Origin of the sequence: Rhizobium sp. X9 (genome assembly GCF_018873185.1) — a bacterium.
Taxonomy (GTDB): domain Bacteria; phylum Pseudomonadota; class Alphaproteobacteria; order Rhizobiales; family Rhizobiaceae; genus Agrobacterium; species Agrobacterium oryzihabitans.
The window spans coordinates 751,597-769,505 of record NZ_CP071312.1; the positions used below are offsets into that span (position 1 = coordinate 751,597).

At 60.1% G+C, this 17,909-nt stretch carries 16 protein-coding genes and 1 riboswitch; of the genes, 9 read left to right on the forward strand and 7 right to left on the reverse strand.

Going from position 1 to position 17,909, the window contains the following annotated elements; translation table 11 throughout:
* Window positions 1-58 precede the first annotated feature (58 nt).
* A complete protein-coding gene (locus JZY08_RS18370; RefSeq protein WP_082185509.1) occupies window positions 59-1,432 on the reverse strand; it encodes an ABC transporter substrate-binding protein in 1,374 nt (457 codons plus the stop codon).
* A gap of 93 nt (window positions 1,433-1,525) precedes the next feature.
* Between JZY08_RS18370 and JZY08_RS18375 the strand changes: the two genes are divergently transcribed.
* Window positions 1,526-2,665 carry an ROK family transcriptional regulator gene (locus JZY08_RS18375; protein ID WP_216333040.1) on the forward strand — a complete coding sequence of 380 codons (1,140 nt, stop codon included), beginning with the start codon at window positions 1,526-1,528 and terminating at the stop codon, window positions 2,663-2,665.
* 29 nt (window positions 2,666-2,694) lie between these two features.
* On the opposite strand, the gene JZY08_RS18380 is transcribed toward JZY08_RS18375, so the two are convergent.
* Both JZY08_RS18380 and JZY08_RS18385 read right to left on the reverse strand, forming a co-directional pair.
* Window positions 2,695-3,018 (reverse strand): hypothetical protein, encoded by a 324-nt coding sequence (locus JZY08_RS18380; RefSeq protein WP_253204141.1) that lies wholly within the window; start codon window positions 3,016-3,018, stop codon window positions 2,695-2,697.
* Window positions 3,019-3,201: 183 nt separating this feature from the next.
* Complete coding sequence (locus JZY08_RS18385) at window positions 3,202-3,693, reverse strand: hypothetical protein (protein ID WP_216333041.1); 492 nt, start codon at window positions 3,691-3,693, stop codon at window positions 3,202-3,204.
* A gap of 172 nt (window positions 3,694-3,865) precedes the next feature.
* Here JZY08_RS18385 and JZY08_RS18390 point away from each other — a divergent pair, with 172 nt between their 5' ends.
* The 7 genes from JZY08_RS18390 to JZY08_RS18420 all read left to right on the forward strand — a co-directional run bounded on the left by JZY08_RS18390 (window position 3,866) and on the right by JZY08_RS18420 (window position 10,243).
* Window positions 3,866-5,818 (forward strand): BTAD domain-containing putative transcriptional regulator, encoded by a 1,953-nt coding sequence (locus JZY08_RS18390; protein ID WP_216333042.1) that lies wholly within the window; start codon window positions 3,866-3,868, stop codon window positions 5,816-5,818.
* An 8-nt stretch (window positions 5,819-5,826) separates the two neighbouring features.
* Complete coding sequence (locus JZY08_RS18395) at window positions 5,827-6,255, forward strand: hypothetical protein (RefSeq protein ID WP_003497386.1); 429 nt, start codon at window positions 5,827-5,829, stop codon at window positions 6,253-6,255.
* Between the two features lie 16 nt (window positions 6,256-6,271).
* On the forward strand, window positions 6,272-7,489 hold the full coding sequence (locus JZY08_RS18400) for a YcaO-like family protein (protein WP_216333044.1): 1,218 nt from the start codon (window positions 6,272-6,274) through the stop codon (window positions 7,487-7,489).
* Window positions 7,489-8,202, forward strand: coding sequence for a TfuA-like protein (locus JZY08_RS18405; RefSeq protein ID WP_216333046.1), 714 nt, complete (start codon window positions 7,489-7,491; stop codon window positions 8,200-8,202). Before JZY08_RS18400 ends, JZY08_RS18405 begins: the two co-directional genes overlap by 1 nt.
* Window positions 8,199-9,341: a hypothetical protein gene (locus tag JZY08_RS18410; protein ID WP_216333049.1), complete on the forward strand. Its 1,143-nt coding sequence runs from the start codon at window positions 8,199-8,201 to the stop codon at window positions 9,339-9,341. Before JZY08_RS18405 ends, JZY08_RS18410 begins: the two co-directional genes overlap by 4 nt.
* Window positions 9,342-9,477: 136 nt before the next feature.
* Window positions 9,478-9,915, forward strand: a complete 438-nt coding sequence (locus tag JZY08_RS18415; protein WP_082185500.1) for a helix-turn-helix domain-containing protein — start codon at window positions 9,478-9,480, stop codon at window positions 9,913-9,915.
* Between the two features lie 94 nt (window positions 9,916-10,009).
* Window positions 10,010-10,243 (forward strand): hypothetical protein, encoded by a 234-nt coding sequence (locus tag JZY08_RS18420; RefSeq protein WP_164056790.1) that lies wholly within the window; start codon window positions 10,010-10,012, stop codon window positions 10,241-10,243.
* Between the two features lie 197 nt (window positions 10,244-10,440).
* Here the strand turns inward: JZY08_RS18420 and metE are convergent, their stop codons facing one another.
* The 4 genes from metE to xylF all read right to left on the reverse strand — a co-directional run bounded on the left by metE (window position 10,441) and on the right by xylF (window position 16,409).
* Window positions 10,441-12,789 carry a 5-methyltetrahydropteroyltriglutamate--homocysteine S-methyltransferase gene (metE, locus tag JZY08_RS18425; protein ID WP_216333050.1) on the reverse strand — a complete coding sequence of 783 codons (2,349 nt, stop codon included), beginning with the start codon at window positions 12,787-12,789 and terminating at the stop codon, window positions 10,441-10,443.
* Window positions 12,790-12,887: 98 nt separating this feature from the next.
* Window positions 12,888-13,104: riboswitch (cobalamin riboswitch) on the reverse strand.
* A gap of 69 nt (window positions 13,105-13,173) precedes the next feature.
* Window positions 13,174-13,956, reverse strand: coding sequence for an ATP-binding cassette domain-containing protein (locus JZY08_RS18430; protein WP_082185495.1), 783 nt, complete (start codon window positions 13,954-13,956; stop codon window positions 13,174-13,176).
* A gap of 18 nt (window positions 13,957-13,974) precedes the next feature.
* Window positions 13,975-15,288, reverse strand: coding sequence for a sugar ABC transporter permease (locus JZY08_RS18435; protein WP_137039138.1), 1,314 nt, complete (start codon window positions 15,286-15,288; stop codon window positions 13,975-13,977).
* 80 nt (window positions 15,289-15,368) lie between these two features.
* Window positions 15,369-16,409, reverse strand: coding sequence for a D-xylose ABC transporter substrate-binding protein (gene xylF / locus JZY08_RS18440; RefSeq protein WP_003497403.1), 1,041 nt, complete (start codon window positions 16,407-16,409; stop codon window positions 15,369-15,371).
* A gap of 241 nt (window positions 16,410-16,650) precedes the next feature.
* On the opposite strand from xylF, the gene JZY08_RS18445 reads away from it, so the two are divergent.
* Entirely contained in the window at window positions 16,651-17,892 is a 1,242-nt protein-coding gene (locus tag JZY08_RS18445; protein ID WP_216333052.1) for an ROK family transcriptional regulator, read from the forward strand.
* Window positions 17,893-17,909: the final 17 nt, after the last annotated feature.

The window sequence follows — 17,909 nt, forward strand, 5'->3', positions numbered from 1 at the left end:
CGGTGGGAAACGCGGAAAAGCCGCCCGGCAAAGCCGGACGGCGTGGTTTCGGGCGAACTCAGTTGCTTGCGGCTTCGCGGATTTCGATCTCCGCACCGAATTGCAGTTCGAGTTCGTCGGCGATGAAATCAACCGCCTGCGCAGCCGTCATCTTGCCGGTCTCAACCGCCTGCAGACCGCTGAACAGCACCTTGTTATAGCTGCCGAACTTGGTGTGGTTGGGCACGAACTGCGCATCCTTCATCATCGGCGACGCGGCGGAAAGAACCCAGTTGTCGCGATATTTCGGCATTGCCGTCTGGGCGTTGCTGATCGCCGTGTGATAGGAGGTCACGGCATGCTCGTTGTTGAAATAGGGCAATGTCGCGAGCGCCACGAGATCGGCGGCGATGTCGGCATTCTTGCTCTTCGGATTGAGGGTGTAGAGCAGCGGGTGCGACAGGTTGGAAGGTTTGCCGCCCTTTTCGGCAGCCGGTGCGGAAATCCAGCCGATCTTGTTGAAATATCCCTCGCCATCGGTCGGCCAGGTCGCGCCGTTCTTTTCACCCACCTGCCAGGCAACCGCCCAGACGCCCTGGTGGAAAATAAAGGCCTTCTCCTGCTTGAATGCGGTCTGGATGGCTTCCCAGCTCATGGCCGTGTTGTCGACTGGGGTCACGCCCTGCTTGGCGTTACGCTCGTACCAGCCGAGCGCCTTGGCCATCTCAGCCTTGGGGAACATCAGCTTGCCGGTCTTTTCGTCCATGAACTTCACGCCATAGGACTGAAATACCATCAGATAATCGATGCCGACATTCGGACGGTGCAGCATGCCATATTGCGCGGCCTTGCCATCAACCACTTCCTTCGACAGCGCCGTCAGATCATCGAGTGTGAATTCGCCGGCATCAACCTTGGCCGGCAGGCCTTCGATGAAGGCCTCATCCTTGCCGATCTTGCGCAGCATGTCCTTGTTGTAGAAGAACATGCGGATCTCCGCGTCCTGCGGAATGCCGTAGATCTTGCCGTCCGTCGCCTTTGCCGAATCCCACAGGACAGGCAAAATATCGCCGTAAACCCACGGGGTGGCAGCGATCTTGCCTTCCATCGCCATCGCATAGCCGTCCTGCGCGAACTGGCCGATCCACTCATGCGGCAGAACGTAGATATCCGGCCCCTGCCCCACCGAAAACGCCTTCAGCGTATCGAGCGCGAAGGCATCCCAGCCCTGTACGCTGCTGTTGTTGATGTCGATGACGATGCGCTTGTCGACACCTGCGGCCTTGAACTGCGCGTTCATGATACCAGCCGCGGCCTCGATGTTGGTGACACGGCCTGGCGCGTTCTTGTCGGCAAGCGTCCAGAGCTTGATGTTGATGTCTTCGGCGAAGGCAACGGCGGGCAAAAGCGCGCTGAGAGCGACCGTCGCCGCCAAGGAGAGAGACTTGAACATAGGATCCATTCCCGTTGAAACTGATTATTTAATTAAGTTGCTTAATTTACAGCTTTATGACATTTCCGGAGATAAGGCTGGGAGAGCGGAACATTGAATGAGAGACGAAACGGCGACCTGACCGGCATCGGTGCAACACAGGGCGCGCTTCTGGGATATATCAGGCGCAAGGGCTCGGCCTCACGCGTAGAGCTCGCCGAGTACTGCAACATAACCCCGGCAGCCGTCAGCATGATGACACGCAATCTGCTTCAGCGTGGCATTATCGAGGAGGGCGCACGCCGGCAGGAAGGTCGCGGTGCACCGCATATAGACCTCACGCTCAAAAAAACCGTCGGCTACGCCCTTGGCGCGCATGCCAACCGCTATTCGGTGATGTTGACGCTCCTGAATTTCGGCGGGGAGATCGTCGGCGAATTGCAGCTGCGGGGTTCCTATGGCGCGTTCTCCGATGTCCAGCAGGCGCTTCAGGACGGGTCCGAGCAACTGCTTGCGAAAAACGCGATCAGCAGAAGCGACCTGATCGGCGCTGCGATCGCCATGCCCACCCGCTTTCGCAAGGAAGCCATGTCGCTCGATCTTGCCGAAGAGGTGATTTCCTGGGCGGGATCGGATCTTTCCGCCATGCTGCGCGAGGCGTTGCGCTGCCCGGTCATTATCGAAAACGATGCCAATGCCGCCGCCATGGGCGAACTCACGCTCGGCAACACGGCCGGGCATGAAAACTTCGCCTATCTCTATCTGTCAGAAGGGATCGGCGGCGGCATCATCATCAAGAACGAGCTTTTTCGCGGTTATCTCGGCAATGCCGGCGAGATCGGCGCCCTGCGCGGCCGCGGCGCATCGCGCCCCTCTTTCGAAGATCTGGCCGCATGGTGTCTCGAGCATGTGGGTGAGAAACCTTCGGGGCGTGCACCCGATGTCTGGACGGATTATCTGTCGCGCAATTCCGCCGTGTTTGATGCATGGCTTGAGCGGGCAGGCCCCGAAGTCGCCCGTCTCGCCTTCGCCGTCAGCGCCATATTGGCGCCCACCGCCATCTTCGTCGGCGGCACCTTACCGAGGATCGCGCGAGAGAGGCTGGCGCAATGGCTGGACTACGAACGCTCTGACCCGTTCAACGGCGCAAGCGTGATACAGCCGCAAATCCTGCTGCCTGAAGTGGTGGCCACAGATCCCGTGGCCTTCGGTGCCGCGGCGATGATCCTGCATGGTGTCAGCGACGCCGGCTGAAGGGTGGACCATGTTTGCGGGCAAACCGCTCAGCCGAGATTTTGCACCATGAAATAGATAAGCCCGCAATGCGCGATCACCAGCGCCGCCCAGGCCCATTTCGCGACCCTGATATCAGCGTCGATGACCGTGTTGCTGATTTCCGTCACCCGAAATGTGTCTTCTCCCACCCGGCTCTCCGACGGGCGAGACCCGAATACAGTCTTGGAAACCGGCTCGCCCACGACGTGCAGTCTGTCGTTCGGAACGAATGGGCGCGGCTTGTCGTCGGCGCTCTCCTCAATGGAAAGCACCTCGTCGCCTGGGGCGCAATTCACCGCGACAAGTTGCGATGACACCCGCCTGTTACGCATGTTACCTCTATTGGGCATCATAATTTTCCACACAATAAAAATAAAAAATTCACCCCGAGACATCCGATAAAGCCATGGCTTTGCCGGGCATGCTTGTGCTGCGCGCAGTTTGCGCAGTACCTGTCGAACCACCTCTTCCCCACGCCTTCCGCTCCCCTGAACGGATAGGCGCCCCCCGGGCGATTACCGTGCCGGGCTTCCCGGAATTTCCCTTTTTCCCGCGTAAGGCTTGGCCTCCCGCTGGATCAGGAAAACGGATTTTTCCACCGGCAGCGGCTCGGCCGTCCGGTAGCGCTGAAACCGCTTGGAATATTCGAACCGGATCAACCTTTCGTCGAACTTCCCCGCCAGAACGCGATAGCCGTTGACGAACTCGTTCAGGATCTCCAGCTCTTCCCCCCACAGCCAGCCGCCGTAAGATGTGCCTTCGTTCGAACGCAGGACGATCTCGAAAAAATGACCGCCCGCCACGACCGGCATGCGGAAAAGAATATCGAGATTGTCTTCGTCCTGATCGTCACTTTTCTGCGCCGACAGCCTGGCATGGGCAACTTTCGCGTGAACCAGCGCCGAGACCGGATAGAAGGGCCGGCCCTTGAACCACATGAATTCGCTGACCGCATAACCGACGTCGTCGGCACGCTGGTAAGGTTCGATACGCGGCTCGAACGCCATGTAGCTTCCGTTAAACGCTATCAATTTCGAAAATTCCCGCTGCCTGCCCGCTGCATGTTCGCTGTTTTCCGCCCGTCATTCACGCTTCTGTCTGCGACAATAGCCAGGCCGCGTCACACCAGCGTCAAATGGAACGCTATGATGACTTTCAATTTCCCGGGCACGTTGTTAGATGGTGATTCATGAGGGGACGAAAGTGGCTGGGAACGCTGAACTGATATCGATCCGGCTTTTTGGAACCCCGCGCTGTGAAGCGGTGCGGGACGCCTTTTTTCCGTCCAAGGGTTTTGCCCTTACCGCCGCCCTTATCCTTGCTCCGAACCAGTCCCTGTCCCGCCAGCACGCCGCATCGCTGCTATGGGAAAATGTCGAGCAGAAAAGGGCTCTTGGCAATCTGCGGCAGCTCATTCTGCGCCTTCAGAAGCTCTCCAACGGGGACGAAGCCATCCTTCTGACCGAAGGCAACGACCTGAAGGCCGGGAAGCTCGCCCAGCGGACCGACCTTGCGATCTTCCTTGCCGGTGCAAGGGCCGAAGAGCCGATGCGACGGCTGCACGCCTTGCTTGAATTCGGCGGCGAATTGCTGGAGGGGCTGGAGACCGGGCAGGATCATCTCTACCTCTGGCTGCTGTCGGAGCGACGCCACCTCAGGGACCTGTTCTTTTCAAGCTATGTGCAACTGCTGGAGGAACTGACGCGCTTCGGCCGTGCCAGTTCGAACGATATTGCCAGGCTTGTCGAATGCGCGCGCAAAATCGAGCCGGAGCGCGAAGAAACCTACCGCGCCGCCATGGCAGCCTATGCGCGGATAGGAAACACCAGCGCCTGCGAGGGAATTTTCCAGCTTCTGCTGGAACAGCTGCGCCAGGAAGAGCGCTCTCCGGAAGCAGAAACCGTGGCGCTGCGGCGCAGGATACAAAGTCTCGTCTCGACAATCGCCGCCCCTACCGAGCCGGACGAGAGCAGCCGACGGAAAGCCGCGGCAAAACCACGCGTCGCCTTTAGCCGGCCGGCGCGGGTGGACGGGCTGCCGGGCTCACCGGTGATGCAGGCCTTCGTCGAGGATGTCGCCAACAGCCTGGTTCGATACCGGACCTTCATCGTCCTTTCACCGCACAGTACCTTTGCACTGACGCGCGACCGGACCGACGACAGTTACGCCATGTTGCGGGCGGATTACCGCATCATATCGACGGTTTTCGACGATACCCGCATGTCGGTGGCGCTGATCGAGGAAGCGACCGGCGAAATCGTCTGGTCGCTGGAAGCGGTCCTGACCGAACGGCAGATTCACGCCGCCTTCCGGCTGCTGTCCAAACAGGTGGCCGCAGCCCTTGCCCGCGAGATCGAGCGTCTTCAGGTGGAGCCCGACCGCAACCACAGCGGCGAGGCCTACCGGCAATTGCTGGAGGGCCAGCAGCTTCTGCGCGGCAAATGTGATCTGCCGCTGCTGCGCAGAGCCCGTTCGATGTTTCGCAAGGCGGTCGATATCGACCACGGCATGGCGGTTGCCCGCGCCCGCGTGGCGCAGAGCCTGCAGCTGGAATGGCTGATGCTGGGCGGCAACGACCCCCACCTGCTACACCGGGCCAAGGCCGAGGCCGACGCCTCCGTCGAAATCGACCCTGCGCTTGGCGTTGGCCACTGGATGTGCGCCGTGGTGGCGCTCTATCAACGCGATTTCGACATATCCGCCGAAAAATTCTTTGAGGCGGAGGCGCTTGCGCCCAACTCCGCCGACCTTTTGCTCCAGCACGCCGATGCGCTCGCCCATTTCGGCGATGCCGAGATCGCCTGGGAGAAGTTTCAGCAGGCCATAGACCTCAACCCGCTTGCGCCCGACATCTACTGGTGGGCGGGTGCCAGCATCGCATTCAAGCGCGAGGATTACGGCACGGCGGTGGAGTTATGCGCACGCATGGAAAATGACGAGCCGGCGCTGCGGGTCTTGACCGCAAGCCATGCGCTGCACGGAGATTTGGCCGCCGCCCGGGAAACGGGCAGCAGGCTTCAGGAAAACTATCCGGGTATGTCGGCGAGGGAGATCAGTAGTCTGTCTCCAGACCGCGACCCGATAGCGAATGAAAAATTCTATCACGCACTTCGATTAGCTGGGATCAAATAGGAGATATTATGTCCTCGCATTTCTTCATTGTCGGAAAAAAGGACTTCGGCGTTCTCTTCATTCGCACGGCGCCGCTCCGGGTTGCGTCCGTCTCGCATGAGACGATTGCCGCCTATGAAGCGAGCCATCCCGGTGTGGATGGTTATGCCCGCGTTGCAGCGGCTGCAAAGGCCATGCTCGTTCGTCAGGACGGTCAGCCCGAGGCTGAACTGGATCAGGTCCAGATCCAGGGCATCGAAGCCCTCGTCGCCGGTGGCGCCGTGGTTTCCGAGGCCGATTTCGCTTTCATCGGCGAAGTGGTCGATGCCGGCTGGGATTTCAACCGCATGGTGCAGGCACCGATCGAGGCCGCACTGAAGGCTGTCGGACCGGCGGGTTCCATCACCGGCGAACTGTTCGACGCCATCCTGGCCGACGACACCAACGCGGCACCCTGATGAGGGTCCCGCAGCCTTGACCGCTGCCGGTGCTCCCAATTCAGCGACAGCGGCTTCAAGACATGCGGACGCTTCGTTCTTCGATCCCGAGCTGCTTCGGCGGTTCGGGATTACCCGTGTTGGCGATGTGACCGGTCTCGATATTATCGGCATACCCGTCTGGTTCGCGACGCGACCCAATTCACGCGGCCTGTCGGTCTCGCAGGGCAAGGGACTTGTCGCGGAGCAGGCCCGGCTTTCGGCAATCATGGAAGCGATCGAAGGTGCCGTCGCCGAAGACACCCGTAAACATATCGCCGTTTTCGGCTCCATTCGCGACATGCGCGACAAGGGCGTTCCGCTCGTTCCTTTTGGGACGGTCGGCCGGGTCAACCTGGACATGCTCAAGCTGCAAAACGAGCGCGCCTGGGTAAAGGGCACATCCATTCGGGGGCAGCGGGAGATTTTTGCTCCCTATGAGCTCATCGGCATGGATTTCCGAGCGGATTTCCCCTGGGACCGGCGAGCCTTCCTCATGAGCTCGCAGGGTCTTGCCGCCGGTTTTGACCATGACCATGCGGTTCTCCACGCCCTGCTCGAACTCATCGAAAACGACGCCTGCTTTCTCGTCGATACCTTCGAAACCCGCACTATGGCCCCGCAACCGGTGCTGTTTCCCCCCGGCGTTCACGCCTCGTTCGACGCGCTCGTTCAACGCCTCGCGGATATCGGACTGCCGCCATCCTTTTTCGACCTTACCAATGCGCTCGGCGTGCCGGTGGTGATGGCGAGCCTGCCCCGGTCCATCCACGCGCAGGACGGTCTTGCGACACGCAGTGCTGCGGGCGCCGCCTGCCGGCCGAGCGCCTATCATGCTGCCGTTGCGGCATTGCTGGAGGCGATACAGTCGCGATTAACGGATATCAGCGGCGCAAGGGATGACCTCTCTCCTCTGCGCTATCAGCGGGACATGTTTTCCCCGGGGCCTTCCGCCTCGGCAGCGCGACCGGTGGAAACGGCCCCGGTCAATCTCGATCTTGCGCATGGCGATCCGTCTTTGCCGCAATGGCAAAAGCTTGCGGAACGTCTGTTCGCCGGCGGCATCGAGGATATCTACGTATTCCCCCTGGAAACCGGCGTCTCCGGCCTGCATGTCGTGCGGGTTATGGCAAGCGGCCTCTCCCCGGCCGGTGGCCGCCTGCAACAGATATCGCAACGGACGCTCGACGGCCTCCTCAACATCGGAGGGCTTTGATGAAGCCCGTCGTTTTTGCAGGCCCGTCCATCCACGGCATTGCCCCTGACCACCTCTCCGGCCTCGATCTTCGCGGACCGGCCGCCTGCGGCGATATTTTCGATGCGGTTCGGCAGGGTAACCGCGTCATCGCATTGATCGATGGCCTTTATGGTGATTGCGCCGCCGTCTGGCACAAGGAAATCCTGCATGCGCTGACGAGTGGTGTCTCCGTACTCGGCGCCGCCAGCATGGGGGCGTTGAGGGCTGCGGAATGCGCGGCCTTCGGCATGACGGGCATCGGCGAAATCTTCGAAGCCTATCACGACGGGCGACGTTTTTCCGATGCCGATGTGGCAGTGAGCCACGCACCCGGCGAACTCGACTTTCGCCCTCTTACGATCGCGCTGGTCGATGCCGAAGCGACGCTGGAAGCATGCCGCCCCTCTATGGAGCCGGAGGCACACGACGCCCTGCTCCGCGCTGCCCGCAAGCTGCATTTTACCCGCAGGACATGGCGTGCCATCGCAGCTGAGGCGGGCCTTGGCTCAGAGACCGCAAATTTTCTGGCCGCAAACGCAGTGTCGATCAAAAAAAATGACGCGACCAGACTTCTGGCAATACTGGGTGGCGAACCGCTGCCACCTCCGCTGCCGCTGTCCTGGAAATTCCAGAACACGATGTTTTTTCAGCAATTGGCCGCGCGGCAGACGGCAGGGGAAACAGCGTCTTGAGCGCTACCGGCTCCCTGTCGCTGGTGCCCGATTGCGGCGGGCTGATCCGCACCATCGCGATCGCGCTGCCCGCATCTTTTTTCGCGGACGACAGGCCTGACAACAGCGTGTCACCGCTCGTCCCAATCGGAAACCTGCTTTCGGCCCTGCCTTTCGATGTAACGGCCATTGTTATCGTCGATCGCATCAGTCTTCTGCTTGCGCAAAATTGGCTCGACCGGCTGGGAGCCACCTGCACCGTCACGCTGATGCCGCTTGATGGAAACAGCGGTGTCACACATCCGTGGATACAGGATATGTTCCACGTCCGGGCGGGTAAGGAAGGCGCGGGCGAACTGGTCATGACGGCGGGAAATGCTCTCGCCGGTCGACTTGCCGATCGTCTCGGGTTTGCAGCGGAGTTTTCGGATGTGGCCTTGGCGGGCGGCAACCAGCTTGTTGGCCCTGACTTTCGGCTGGTGGGCCATTCCAGCCTGCAGGATGATGGCGGGGTCGGGCGGAGTGCTGCGAACGACCGTCACGAACGATGGCAACGGGTTCAGGCGCTCGACGGCAGAACCGTGCATAGTTTCGGATATCGGCCGGAAGACCTTGCCAATGCCTCGGCATCATCCGATCTTTCAGAAACGAGGGCCTCAGCACCGACAATGGCCGGCGGAAAAATGCATCAATGTGGTTTCCACGTCGACCAGTTTGTTTCAGTTACCGGCCTGAGACGCGATGGCCATCCCCTGTTGCTTGTGGCCGAGCCGGTCGCGTTTGACGGCTGCGATGCCCGTGCCGCCGCCGATTTGAAACGGAAACTGGACGCATCGGCTCTTTCATTGGCGCGGCAGGGTTTTGCGATCCTGCGAAATCCTATCCCGGTTTTACCCGCCATCGATACGAAGAAATGCCTGCCCCGGCTTTACAACAACGTCTTTCTTGAAAATGTCACACGTTCCAGTCAAAAACGACCATTCGTCTGGATCCCGCATTTTGGCGATACGGAAGCGCTTGGGATTTTCGACCGAGAAAACCGGCAAATATGGGAAAGCCTCGGGTTTAACGCCGTCGGCATCGCGGGATGGAGCCATCTTGCTAGTCGCAACGGGGCGCTGCGATGTGCAACCAAGGTGATAAACCGTGGCCCTGCATAGGGTTGGCAAAGGAAAAACGTCGTTATTTTCTCAATAATGGACTACAATACCCGTGGAAATTGTGTTGAATGTATACCTTCAACAATATTAATTGATATTTATCCGATTTAAGACCTCACAACTGGAGGAATTCAACATGCAGGCCAAACTACCCAGCCCGATCGACGTACATGTGGGCGCACAAATCAGAATGCGCCGCAAGTCGCTCGGCATGAGTCAGAGTGCGCTGGCAGGCCGGTTGGGAATTACTTTCCAGCAGGTCCAGAAGTACGAAAAAGGCGCCAATCGCGTGGGCGCGTCGCGTCTGCAGGCCATTGCGTCCGTTCTCGGCGTCGATGTCAGCTCCCTGTTCGCCAATGCAACGCCCGATGGCGGCGCCGGCAATCCGGCCCTTGGCACGATCAATGCCATGCAGACATTCGTCGCTTCGAACGAAGGCTTTTCGCTGAACCAGGCATTTGCCCGCATCAAGAGCACATCCGTGCGCAGAAGCATTGTTGCACTCGTCACATCGCTCGCTGCGACTGAAACAGCGGAAAATGCAGTGACGCCGGAAAACAAGAACGATGATTGACGCAGGTGTGACGCTCGCGTGACGCTCGATATGGTCGAAATTGAACAACGCGATATCCACGCGTTTTCATACTGTCGATTGTCGAGAGGGAAGCATGGCGGCGTCTACCACAGCAATACTTGAACAGGACAATGCAGACGAGATTCTGGCCCTTGGTAGGATGGTTTCCTATCTTTGCCAGCGTTCGAAATCCATGGAACTGGGCATGTCAACCTATTTCCTCGAAATGGCATTGTTGTCGCTGGCCCAGGATATCAACCAGCAAGGAATGCCGCTGGCAGGCGCAGAACTGAACGGCAGCGGCTTCGCATCGTCCGATCTGCATTGAGCGCTTCCGCGTCCGAAATGGCGTAAATCCGCGAAATCGAGCGTTTATATCGACCTCTAGTCGCAAACGCTCGGGATCGCTTCCGTTTGCCGGTCCGGCCGGCTCCATCCTGCCGGACAAAAGCATCCCTACACCCCTTCCCAATTTTCTTCGCGCAAGCGATGAGCGAGGCCCGGTTTGCCGGGCCTCGCTTCATATCAGACCACGGCCCGGCGAAGCTCGGCGGCCGCAGCCACCATATTGACGAGCGCCGGCCTCACCTCTTCCCATTTGCGGGTTTTCAGGCCGCAATCGGGGTTGATCCAGAGCTGCCGGTCGTCAAGCCGCTTCCGCGCCAGCGCCAGAAGATCGACCATCTCTCCCACTGCCGGCACACGCGGCGAATGGATGTCGTACACGCCGGGGCCGATCTGGCTCGGATATTTGTAGGTTCGGAAGGCATCCAGCAATTCCATCTTCGAACGCGAGGTCTCGATGGAGATCACGTCCGCATCCATGGCCGCGATCGCATCGATGATCTGGTTGAATTCCGAATAGCACATATGGGTGTGAACCTGTGTCCGGTCCTCCACGCCGCTTGAGCAAATGCGGAAGGATTCAACCGCCCAGCCGAGATAGTCCTGCCAGTCGCGATGTCGAAGCGGCAGGCCCTCACGCAACGCTGCCTCGTCAATCTGGATCATCTTCGCCCCGGCTGCCTCGAGATCGTTGACCTCGTCGCGGATGGCAAGCGCGATCTGGCGGCACGTCAGGCTTCTGGCGATATCGTCGCGAACGAAGGACCAGTTGAGGATCGTCACCGGCCCGGTCAGCATGCCCTTGACAGGTTTTTCGGTCAGGGACTGGGAATATTCCCACCAGCGCACCGTCATCGGTTTCGGACGCGACACATCACCGAAAATGATCGGTGGGCGAACGTATCGCGAGCCGTAGCTCTGCACCCACGCGTGCTGCATGAAGGCGAAGCCGGATAGTTGTTCCCCGAAATATTGCACCATGTCGTTGCGCTCGAACTCGCCATGAACGAGCACGTCGAGGCCGATTTCCTCCTGCCAGCGGATGGTCGCTTCCGTTTCCTTCTGCAGGAAGCTTTCATATTGCGCGTCGGTCAGGGCGCCCTTTGAATGCGCGGAGCGGGCCTTTCGCACCTCGGGCGTCTGCGGGAAGGAGCCGATGGTGGTTGTCGGGAAAAGCGGCAGCGCAATGGCCTGCGACTGCACCTTCTGCCGCTCGGCAAAAGCGCTCGTCCGCTTCCTGTCGGCTTCGCCAATCGTTGCGATACGGCTCCGCACGGCCACATCAGTCACCTTTGGCGATGATGCACGTTCGGCAATCACCTTGGTGGCGGCTTCCAGCTCCGCAGTCACAGTTGCCTTGCCCTCACCGAACGCCCTGCCGAGCGTGGCAAGCTCACCGAGCTTCTGGGTGGCGAAGGAAAGCCAGCTTTTCAGATCAGCATCAAGACCTGTTTCCAGTTCGAGGTCAACAGGGACATGCAAGAGCGAGCAGGAAGGCGCGATTTGAAACGACGCCGCGCCCCGCGTGGCAATTGCGGCTTCCAGCTTGCCGATGATCGCGGCGAGATCGGCACGCCAGATGTTGCGGCCGTCGATGACGCCGAGAGACAGGACGCTCTCTGCGGGCAATGCTTTCAGCACCGGCTCAAGTTCACCGGGCGCACGCACGAGATCAATATGAAGACCCGCGACCGGAAGTGCGGTGACAGCCTCCAGATTATCCTCAAGACCGCCGAAATAGGTCGCGACGAGGATTTTCAGATCCGGCGCGGCTTTCGACAAAGCCTGATAGGAAACAGTCAGCGCATGACGCTCACCCTCGGAAAGGTCCAGGGCGGCAACCGGTTCATCAACCTGCACCCAGTCCGCACCGGCCGCATGCAGGCGGAGCAGCAGTTCTTCATAGACCGGCAGCAGTCTGGCCAGCAGATCGAGCGGCTTGAAGGCCGCGCCACGCGCCTTGGCTAGCTTCAGGAAGGTGACCGGGCCGAGGATGACCGGACGCGTATGGATACCGAGCGCCTTTGCCTCAAGGAAATGATCGACCGGCTTTTGCGAGGTGAGCGCGAAATGCTGATCCTCGGAAACCTCCGGGACCATGTAATGATAATTGGTGTCGAACCATTTGGTCATTTCCAGCGCCGGAACGCCCTGACCGTGGTGCGCATGCCCTTCATGACCATGGCCGCAACCCGCATGGCCTTCGCTCTGGCTGCCGCGCGCCATGGCGAAATAGGTCGACAGCGATACTTCTCCGCCCGTCCATGCGTAAACGGAGGGAATGGCGCCCACCATCACGGCCGTATCGAGCACGTGATCATAGAGGGAAAAATCGTTGGACGGGATATGGGTAATCCCTTTTTGCTGCTGAAGCGCCCAGTTTTCGGCGCGCAGTTTAGCGGCGGTTTCAAGAAGTTCCGGCTCGGAAATCTTTCCCGACCAGAAGCCTTCAAGCGCGAACTTCAATTCGCGGTGGCGGCCGATCCTCGGGAAACCGAGCGATGCGACTGGAATGGTCTTGTTTGACATTGTCATACCCCATTTGGTTGTGGGGGCATGGGTAAAGCGGACGCGTGCGGGCCCAGCCGTTGCCGGGCCAACGAGCAACCACCGGGACACCCCGCCCGTGGACGTTATTTTGTCCTGGCAGGTCTCCTGGCTTACGGGTCGTCGCCTTTGCCCGTCTTCCCGGGGCTTTCACCCCAGTGACGTTGATGGACAAAGGCTCGCCGCTTACAGTTGCGGGGGCAGCTCCGGTCTTGCCAATTAATGGCGCACCGGATTCCCTCTTAGCTCCGGGATTGAAACAATCAGGCCCGGAGAACCATGACACCCGCATTTCTCACCACGGGCATCATGATGTCAATAGACATAAAGAAATCTTTATATCTTTATTTCATTGAGGACGACTACTCAGGAGACGACCGCACCCGGTCCCGGCACGGCACCTGGCGGCACCTTACCCAGAATGATCATGCCGAGAACCTCGTCCTTCGTCACATCCTCAGTGCGGGCATGGCCGACCACCTTGCCGTTTTTCATCACGAAGACCCGGTCCGCCAGATCGAAGACGTCGTGGATATCGTGGCTGATGAGGAAGATGCCGATGCCCTGCCGTTTCAGTTCCTTGACGAGATCGCCGACCTGCGCCGTTTCCTGCGGCCCGAGTGCTGCCGTCGGCTCGTCCATGATGAGGATGCGGGCATCGAACAGAATGGCGCGGGCGATGGCGACGGATTGGCGTTGACCGCCGGACAGCGCCTTCACCGGCTCCTTGAACCGCCGGAAATTGGGGTTGAGACGCCCCATGACCTCGCGGGCCGAGGCTTCCATGGCGACATCATCAAGCGTGCCCCATTTTGTCTTCAGCTCACGGCCGAGATAGAGATTGGCCGCCGCATCGACGTTATCCGCCACAGCCAGCGTCTGATAGATGGTCTCGATGCCGTATTTCTTGGCGTCGCGGGGATTGCGGATATCCGCATCCTCACCGTTGATGAGGATATCGCCGCCGTCACGCCGATATGCACCGGAGAGGATTTTGATGAGCGTCGATTTTCCCGCGCCATTGTGGCCGAGAAGAGCGACCACCTCGCCGGGGAAAAGATCGACAGAGGCGTTTTCCACCGCGTGGATGCCGCCGAAGGAAATGGAAATATTGCGCATTTCCACGAGGGGCGTGACTTGGTCCGTCATTGGGGTTCTCCTCGGTTCTTACTTGGCGCGGGCGCGGTAAATGGTGTCGAGCCAGACGGCGACGACCAGAACCACACCGACGACGATGCGCTGGAAGGGCGTATCGATCCCCACGAGCACCATGCCGGATTGCAGCGATTGCATGACGAGCGCGCCGAGCATCGCGCCCGCAATGGTTCCCACACCACCGGCAAGCGAGGTGCCGCCGATGACGGCCGCCGCAATCGTATAGAGCTCGTCCAGTTCGCCCTGCGCATTGGTGGCCGCGTTGAGGCGGGCAGTCGAGATTGCCGCGGCAATGGCGCACAGAACGCCCATCAGCGTGAATATCTTCACCGTGACCCAGCGGGTCTTGATACCGGCGAGTTCCGCCGCTTCAGGGTTGCCGCCGATGGCGAAGACATAACGTCCGAATCGCAGTCGTGTGGCAATGAAGGTCATCACCGCCCCGACGGCGAGTGCCATCAGAACCGGAATGGCGATGCCGTGCGAAATGAACAGCCCGCCTTCCGGCCAGGCGATGCCATTGGCGTCGGCATAGTTGCGGGCGATGTTGATCGGCCAGGGATAGCTGTTGACCACAGCCACAAAACCGACAACGACGAGGCAGCCGAGCGCCACCAGAAAATATTCCGCCCAGACCGGCCGCAGCGGAAAACCGAAACGGCGGCGCTGGTGGCGGGAATTCAAAATGGCGGCAACGATGGCGACGCAGGCGACAATGGCGGCGATCCAGCTCCATGTCGCGCCGATCGAGCCGCTGGTGCCGCCGCCCATCAGGCGGAAGGTGGAATCCATCGGCGCCACGGTACGGCCGCTGGTGATGAACCAGGTGCCGCCGCGCCAGACGAGCAGGCCGCCGAGCGTGACGATGAACGACGGCACGTTCAGGAAAGCGATGATCGAGCCCTGCAGCATGCCGATGGCGCCGCCGACGAGGATGCCGACCAAGAGCGTGACAATCCATGTCGCCCAATGTTCGAAGCCAAGGATTTGCGGCAGGATTTCCGCCTGCATGACACCCATGATCATGCCGGAAAAACCGAGGATCGACCCGACCGAGAGATCAATATTGCGGGTGACGATGACAAGCACCATGCCGGTTGCCATCACCGCCACGGAAGCGGTCTGCACGGAGAGGTTCCAGAGGTTTCTCGGCGTCAGGAACAGCCCGCCCGAAAGAATGTGGAAACCGATCCAGATCAGAAGAAGCGCGCCGACCATGCCGAGCAGGCGAGTATCCAGCTCCGTGGCGCTGATGAAGCGCGTAATCGAGCCTGTCTTTTCCGTCTTGGGGGACGCTGTGGAATTGGATTGTGTCATGTCGGCCATGGACTGCCGGTCCTCCTTACATCTGAAAGGCGCCGCACCACATGCCGTGGCGCGGCGCCCAAAACGTCAACCTATCGGTCTCAGTTGCAGGCCTTGACGGTTCCGGCCTTCACACCCTGGCAGGCCGTTTCCTTCTTGATCCAGCCGGCGTCGATGACGACGTTCAGATTGTCCTTGGTAATGGCGATGGGCTTGAGGAAGACCGACTGCATTGCCACTTTTTTCGGACCGCCATCAAAGCTGGTGACGCCCTTGATTTCCGTCATCTTCTTGCCACCGGCCAGTTCCAGCGCGATGCCGGCCGCTTCCTTGCCAAGTTCACGGCTGTCTTTCCAGACCGACACCGTCTGCGTGCCGAGCGCGACGCGGTTAAGCGCGGCGAAATCGGCATCCTGACCGGAAACAGGAACCGAACCGGCAAGGCCCTGCGCGGCGAGAGCGGCGATCGCGCCACCGGCCGTGCCGTCATTCGAGGCGACGACCGCATCGACCTTGTTGTTGTTCTTGGTCAGGAACTGCTCCATGTTCTTCTGGGCATTTTCCGGCTTCCAGCCATCTGTATAGGCCTCGCCGACATTCTTGATCTTGCCGCCGTCGATGGCAGCCTTCAGCACTTCCTGCTGACCGGCGAACAGGAAGTCCGCATTCGGATCGGAAGAAGAGCCCTTGATGAAGACGTAATTGCCTTCCGGCTTGACCTTGAAGACTTCGGCTGCCTGAAGACGGCCGACTTCCTTGTTGTCGAAGGTGATGTAGAAGGCGTTCTGGTTTTCGATCAGGCGGTCGTAACCAACGACCGGAATGCCTTCGGCAACGGCTTTTTCTACCGCCGGGCCAATCGCGTCGCTATCCTGCGCCAGAATGATCAGCGCGTTTGCGCCCTGGGAAATCAGCGACTCCACGTCGGTCAGCTGCTTTGCGGCAGACGACTGCGCATCGGCGGAAATGTATTTAGCACCGGCCTTGTCGAGTGCTGCCTTGATGGCCGCCTCATCCGTCTTCCAGCGCTCCTCCTGGAAATTCGACCAGGAAACGCCGACAACGAGATCGGCCGCGATGGCGGCGGTGTGCAGGGAAACGAGTACGGCCGTACCCGCCAAAAGCTTGGCAAATGAATTCATGATGTCCTCCCGGTAAGGGCGAAGCCTGCACCTCCATGCAGGGAAAACGCCCGGAAAAAAGCTGCCGGTCTCTGTGGTTTCACAATTTTCTCGACAGTCGAGAAAATTAATGTCAGAGATTCCTAATGCTGTCAACAACGGCTGCGGGCAGCATCCGGGTGCCTTGATCTTGTGTGTGGCATGCGCCATCAGACGGGTGAGCACGACAGGAAAAAGCCGTTCAGGGAGCAGGCCCCAGCCCATGTCCGCCATTGCAAGTACGGAACTGGTGCGCCAGAAAAACAGCCTGTCTGTAATGGCGGCATTGCGCCTGCACGGCAGCCTTTCGCATACCGAAATGTCGTCCTTCACCGGGCTTGCCTCCGCCACGGTCTCCGCCATTACCATGGAGCTGGAGCGCGCAGGCCTCATCCTGCGCAAAGAGCAGCTTGCCACTACGGGCCGCGGGCGGCCGAGGATTCTCTTTGGGCCGCGCGGCGCCTTCTGCCACGTCGCCATCGTCATCATTTCATCCGACAGCGTGCAATATTCGCTCGTCGATTACGCCGGCAAGCTGGTGGACCGCTTCACCGAACAGAGGATCGCCGCTGAAAAAGGCATGTTCGGCCAATCGATTCTGGCCGGTCTGGCAAGGCTTGCGGACCGCTCGCGCATCGACCGGCACGATATTCTGCAGGTATCGATCAGCAGCAAGGGACTTGTGGACGCGGCAACGGCGGCACTCGTCTGGTCACCGGTGCTGGGCAATGAAAAGATAGATTTCCAGCAACTCATTTCGCAGGACGGCCGCATCCGCGTGACGCTGAACAACGAAACCCTGCTGGCCGCAAAAGCCATCTGGGTGCGGCAGCAGGCAAAGGAAAAGGAGAGCCCGGCACCGGAGGCGCTCGTTACCCTTTCGCTGGGGCACAGCATCGGCCTCGGCATTGCCCGGGCCACCCCGGATGGGGCGATCAAGGTGAGTGCCCCCAATTTCGGCCATATGCTGCATCTGGCGGATGGCGCGCTGTGCCGCTGCGGCACCAAAGGCTGTATCGAGGCCTATTCCGGATTTTATGCGATCCTGCGCTCGGCCTTCGAAGCGCCGCCGCAGGCGGAACCGGCGAAATTCGTGCCGATTGCCGAAGTGGACAAGATCGCCGCCTCCGCCCGCGCCGGCGCGCGCATGGCCCGTTTTGCCTTCCGGACTGCGGGACTTGCGCTCGGCAACGGTCTTTCACGCCTGTTCAGCCTGCATGGCCATATGCCGGTTTTCATCACCGGCCCCGGCACACGCTATTTCGACCTTCTGGAAAGTGGACTTCATGACGGCCTTGCGCAATCCCAGGCCGTGCGCTTCGGCGGAATGCCAAAAATCGGCATCGCACCCGACGAACCGGAACTGGTGTTCGAAGGGCATATGGAACACGCGCTTTCCGCCGCCGACGATTATATATTGAGCGCCGACGGCCCTGACAGAGCGGTGAGGAATTCCGCGGGCTGACAGGGCAACTCGTGGGC

Excerpts from the sequence above, each read along its gene's own strand:
- JZY08_RS18370 (WP_082185509.1), bottom strand. The coding sequence starts at position 1,432 with ATGTTCAAGTCTCTCTCCTTGGCGGCGACGGTCGCTCTCAGCGCGCTT.
- JZY08_RS18380 (WP_253204141.1), bottom strand. The coding sequence starts at position 3,018 with ATGCGTAACAGGCGGGTGTCATCGCAACTTGTCGCGGTGAATTGCGCC.
- JZY08_RS18385 (WP_216333041.1), bottom strand. The coding sequence starts at position 3,693 with ATGGCGTTCGAGCCGCGTATCGAACCTTACCAGCGTGCCGACGACGTC.
- JZY08_RS18390 (WP_216333042.1), top strand. The coding sequence starts at position 3,866 with ATGGTGATTCATGAGGGGACGAAAGTGGCTGGGAACGCTGAACTGATA.
- JZY08_RS18395 (WP_003497386.1), top strand. The coding sequence starts at position 5,827 with ATGTCCTCGCATTTCTTCATTGTCGGAAAAAAGGACTTCGGCGTTCTC.
- JZY08_RS18405 (WP_216333046.1), top strand. The coding sequence starts at position 7,489 with ATGAAGCCCGTCGTTTTTGCAGGCCCGTCCATCCACGGCATTGCCCCT.
- JZY08_RS18415 (WP_082185500.1), top strand. The coding sequence starts at position 9,478 with ATGCAGGCCAAACTACCCAGCCCGATCGACGTACATGTGGGCGCACAA.
- JZY08_RS18420 (WP_164056790.1), top strand. The coding sequence starts at position 10,010 with ATGGCGGCGTCTACCACAGCAATACTTGAACAGGACAATGCAGACGAG.
- metE (WP_216333050.1), bottom strand. The coding sequence starts at position 12,789 with ATGTCAAACAAGACCATTCCAGTCGCATCGCTCGGTTTCCCGAGGATC.
- JZY08_RS18430 (WP_082185495.1), bottom strand. The coding sequence starts at position 13,956 with ATGACGGACCAAGTCACGCCCCTCGTGGAAATGCGCAATATTTCCATT.
- JZY08_RS18435 (WP_137039138.1), bottom strand. The coding sequence starts at position 15,288 with ATGGCCGACATGACACAATCCAATTCCACAGCGTCCCCCAAGACGGAA.
- xylF (WP_003497403.1), bottom strand. The coding sequence starts at position 16,409 with ATGAATTCATTTGCCAAGCTTTTGGCGGGTACGGCCGTACTCGTTTCC.
- JZY08_RS18445 (WP_216333052.1), top strand. The coding sequence starts at position 16,651 with ATGTCCGCCATTGCAAGTACGGAACTGGTGCGCCAGAAAAACAGCCTG.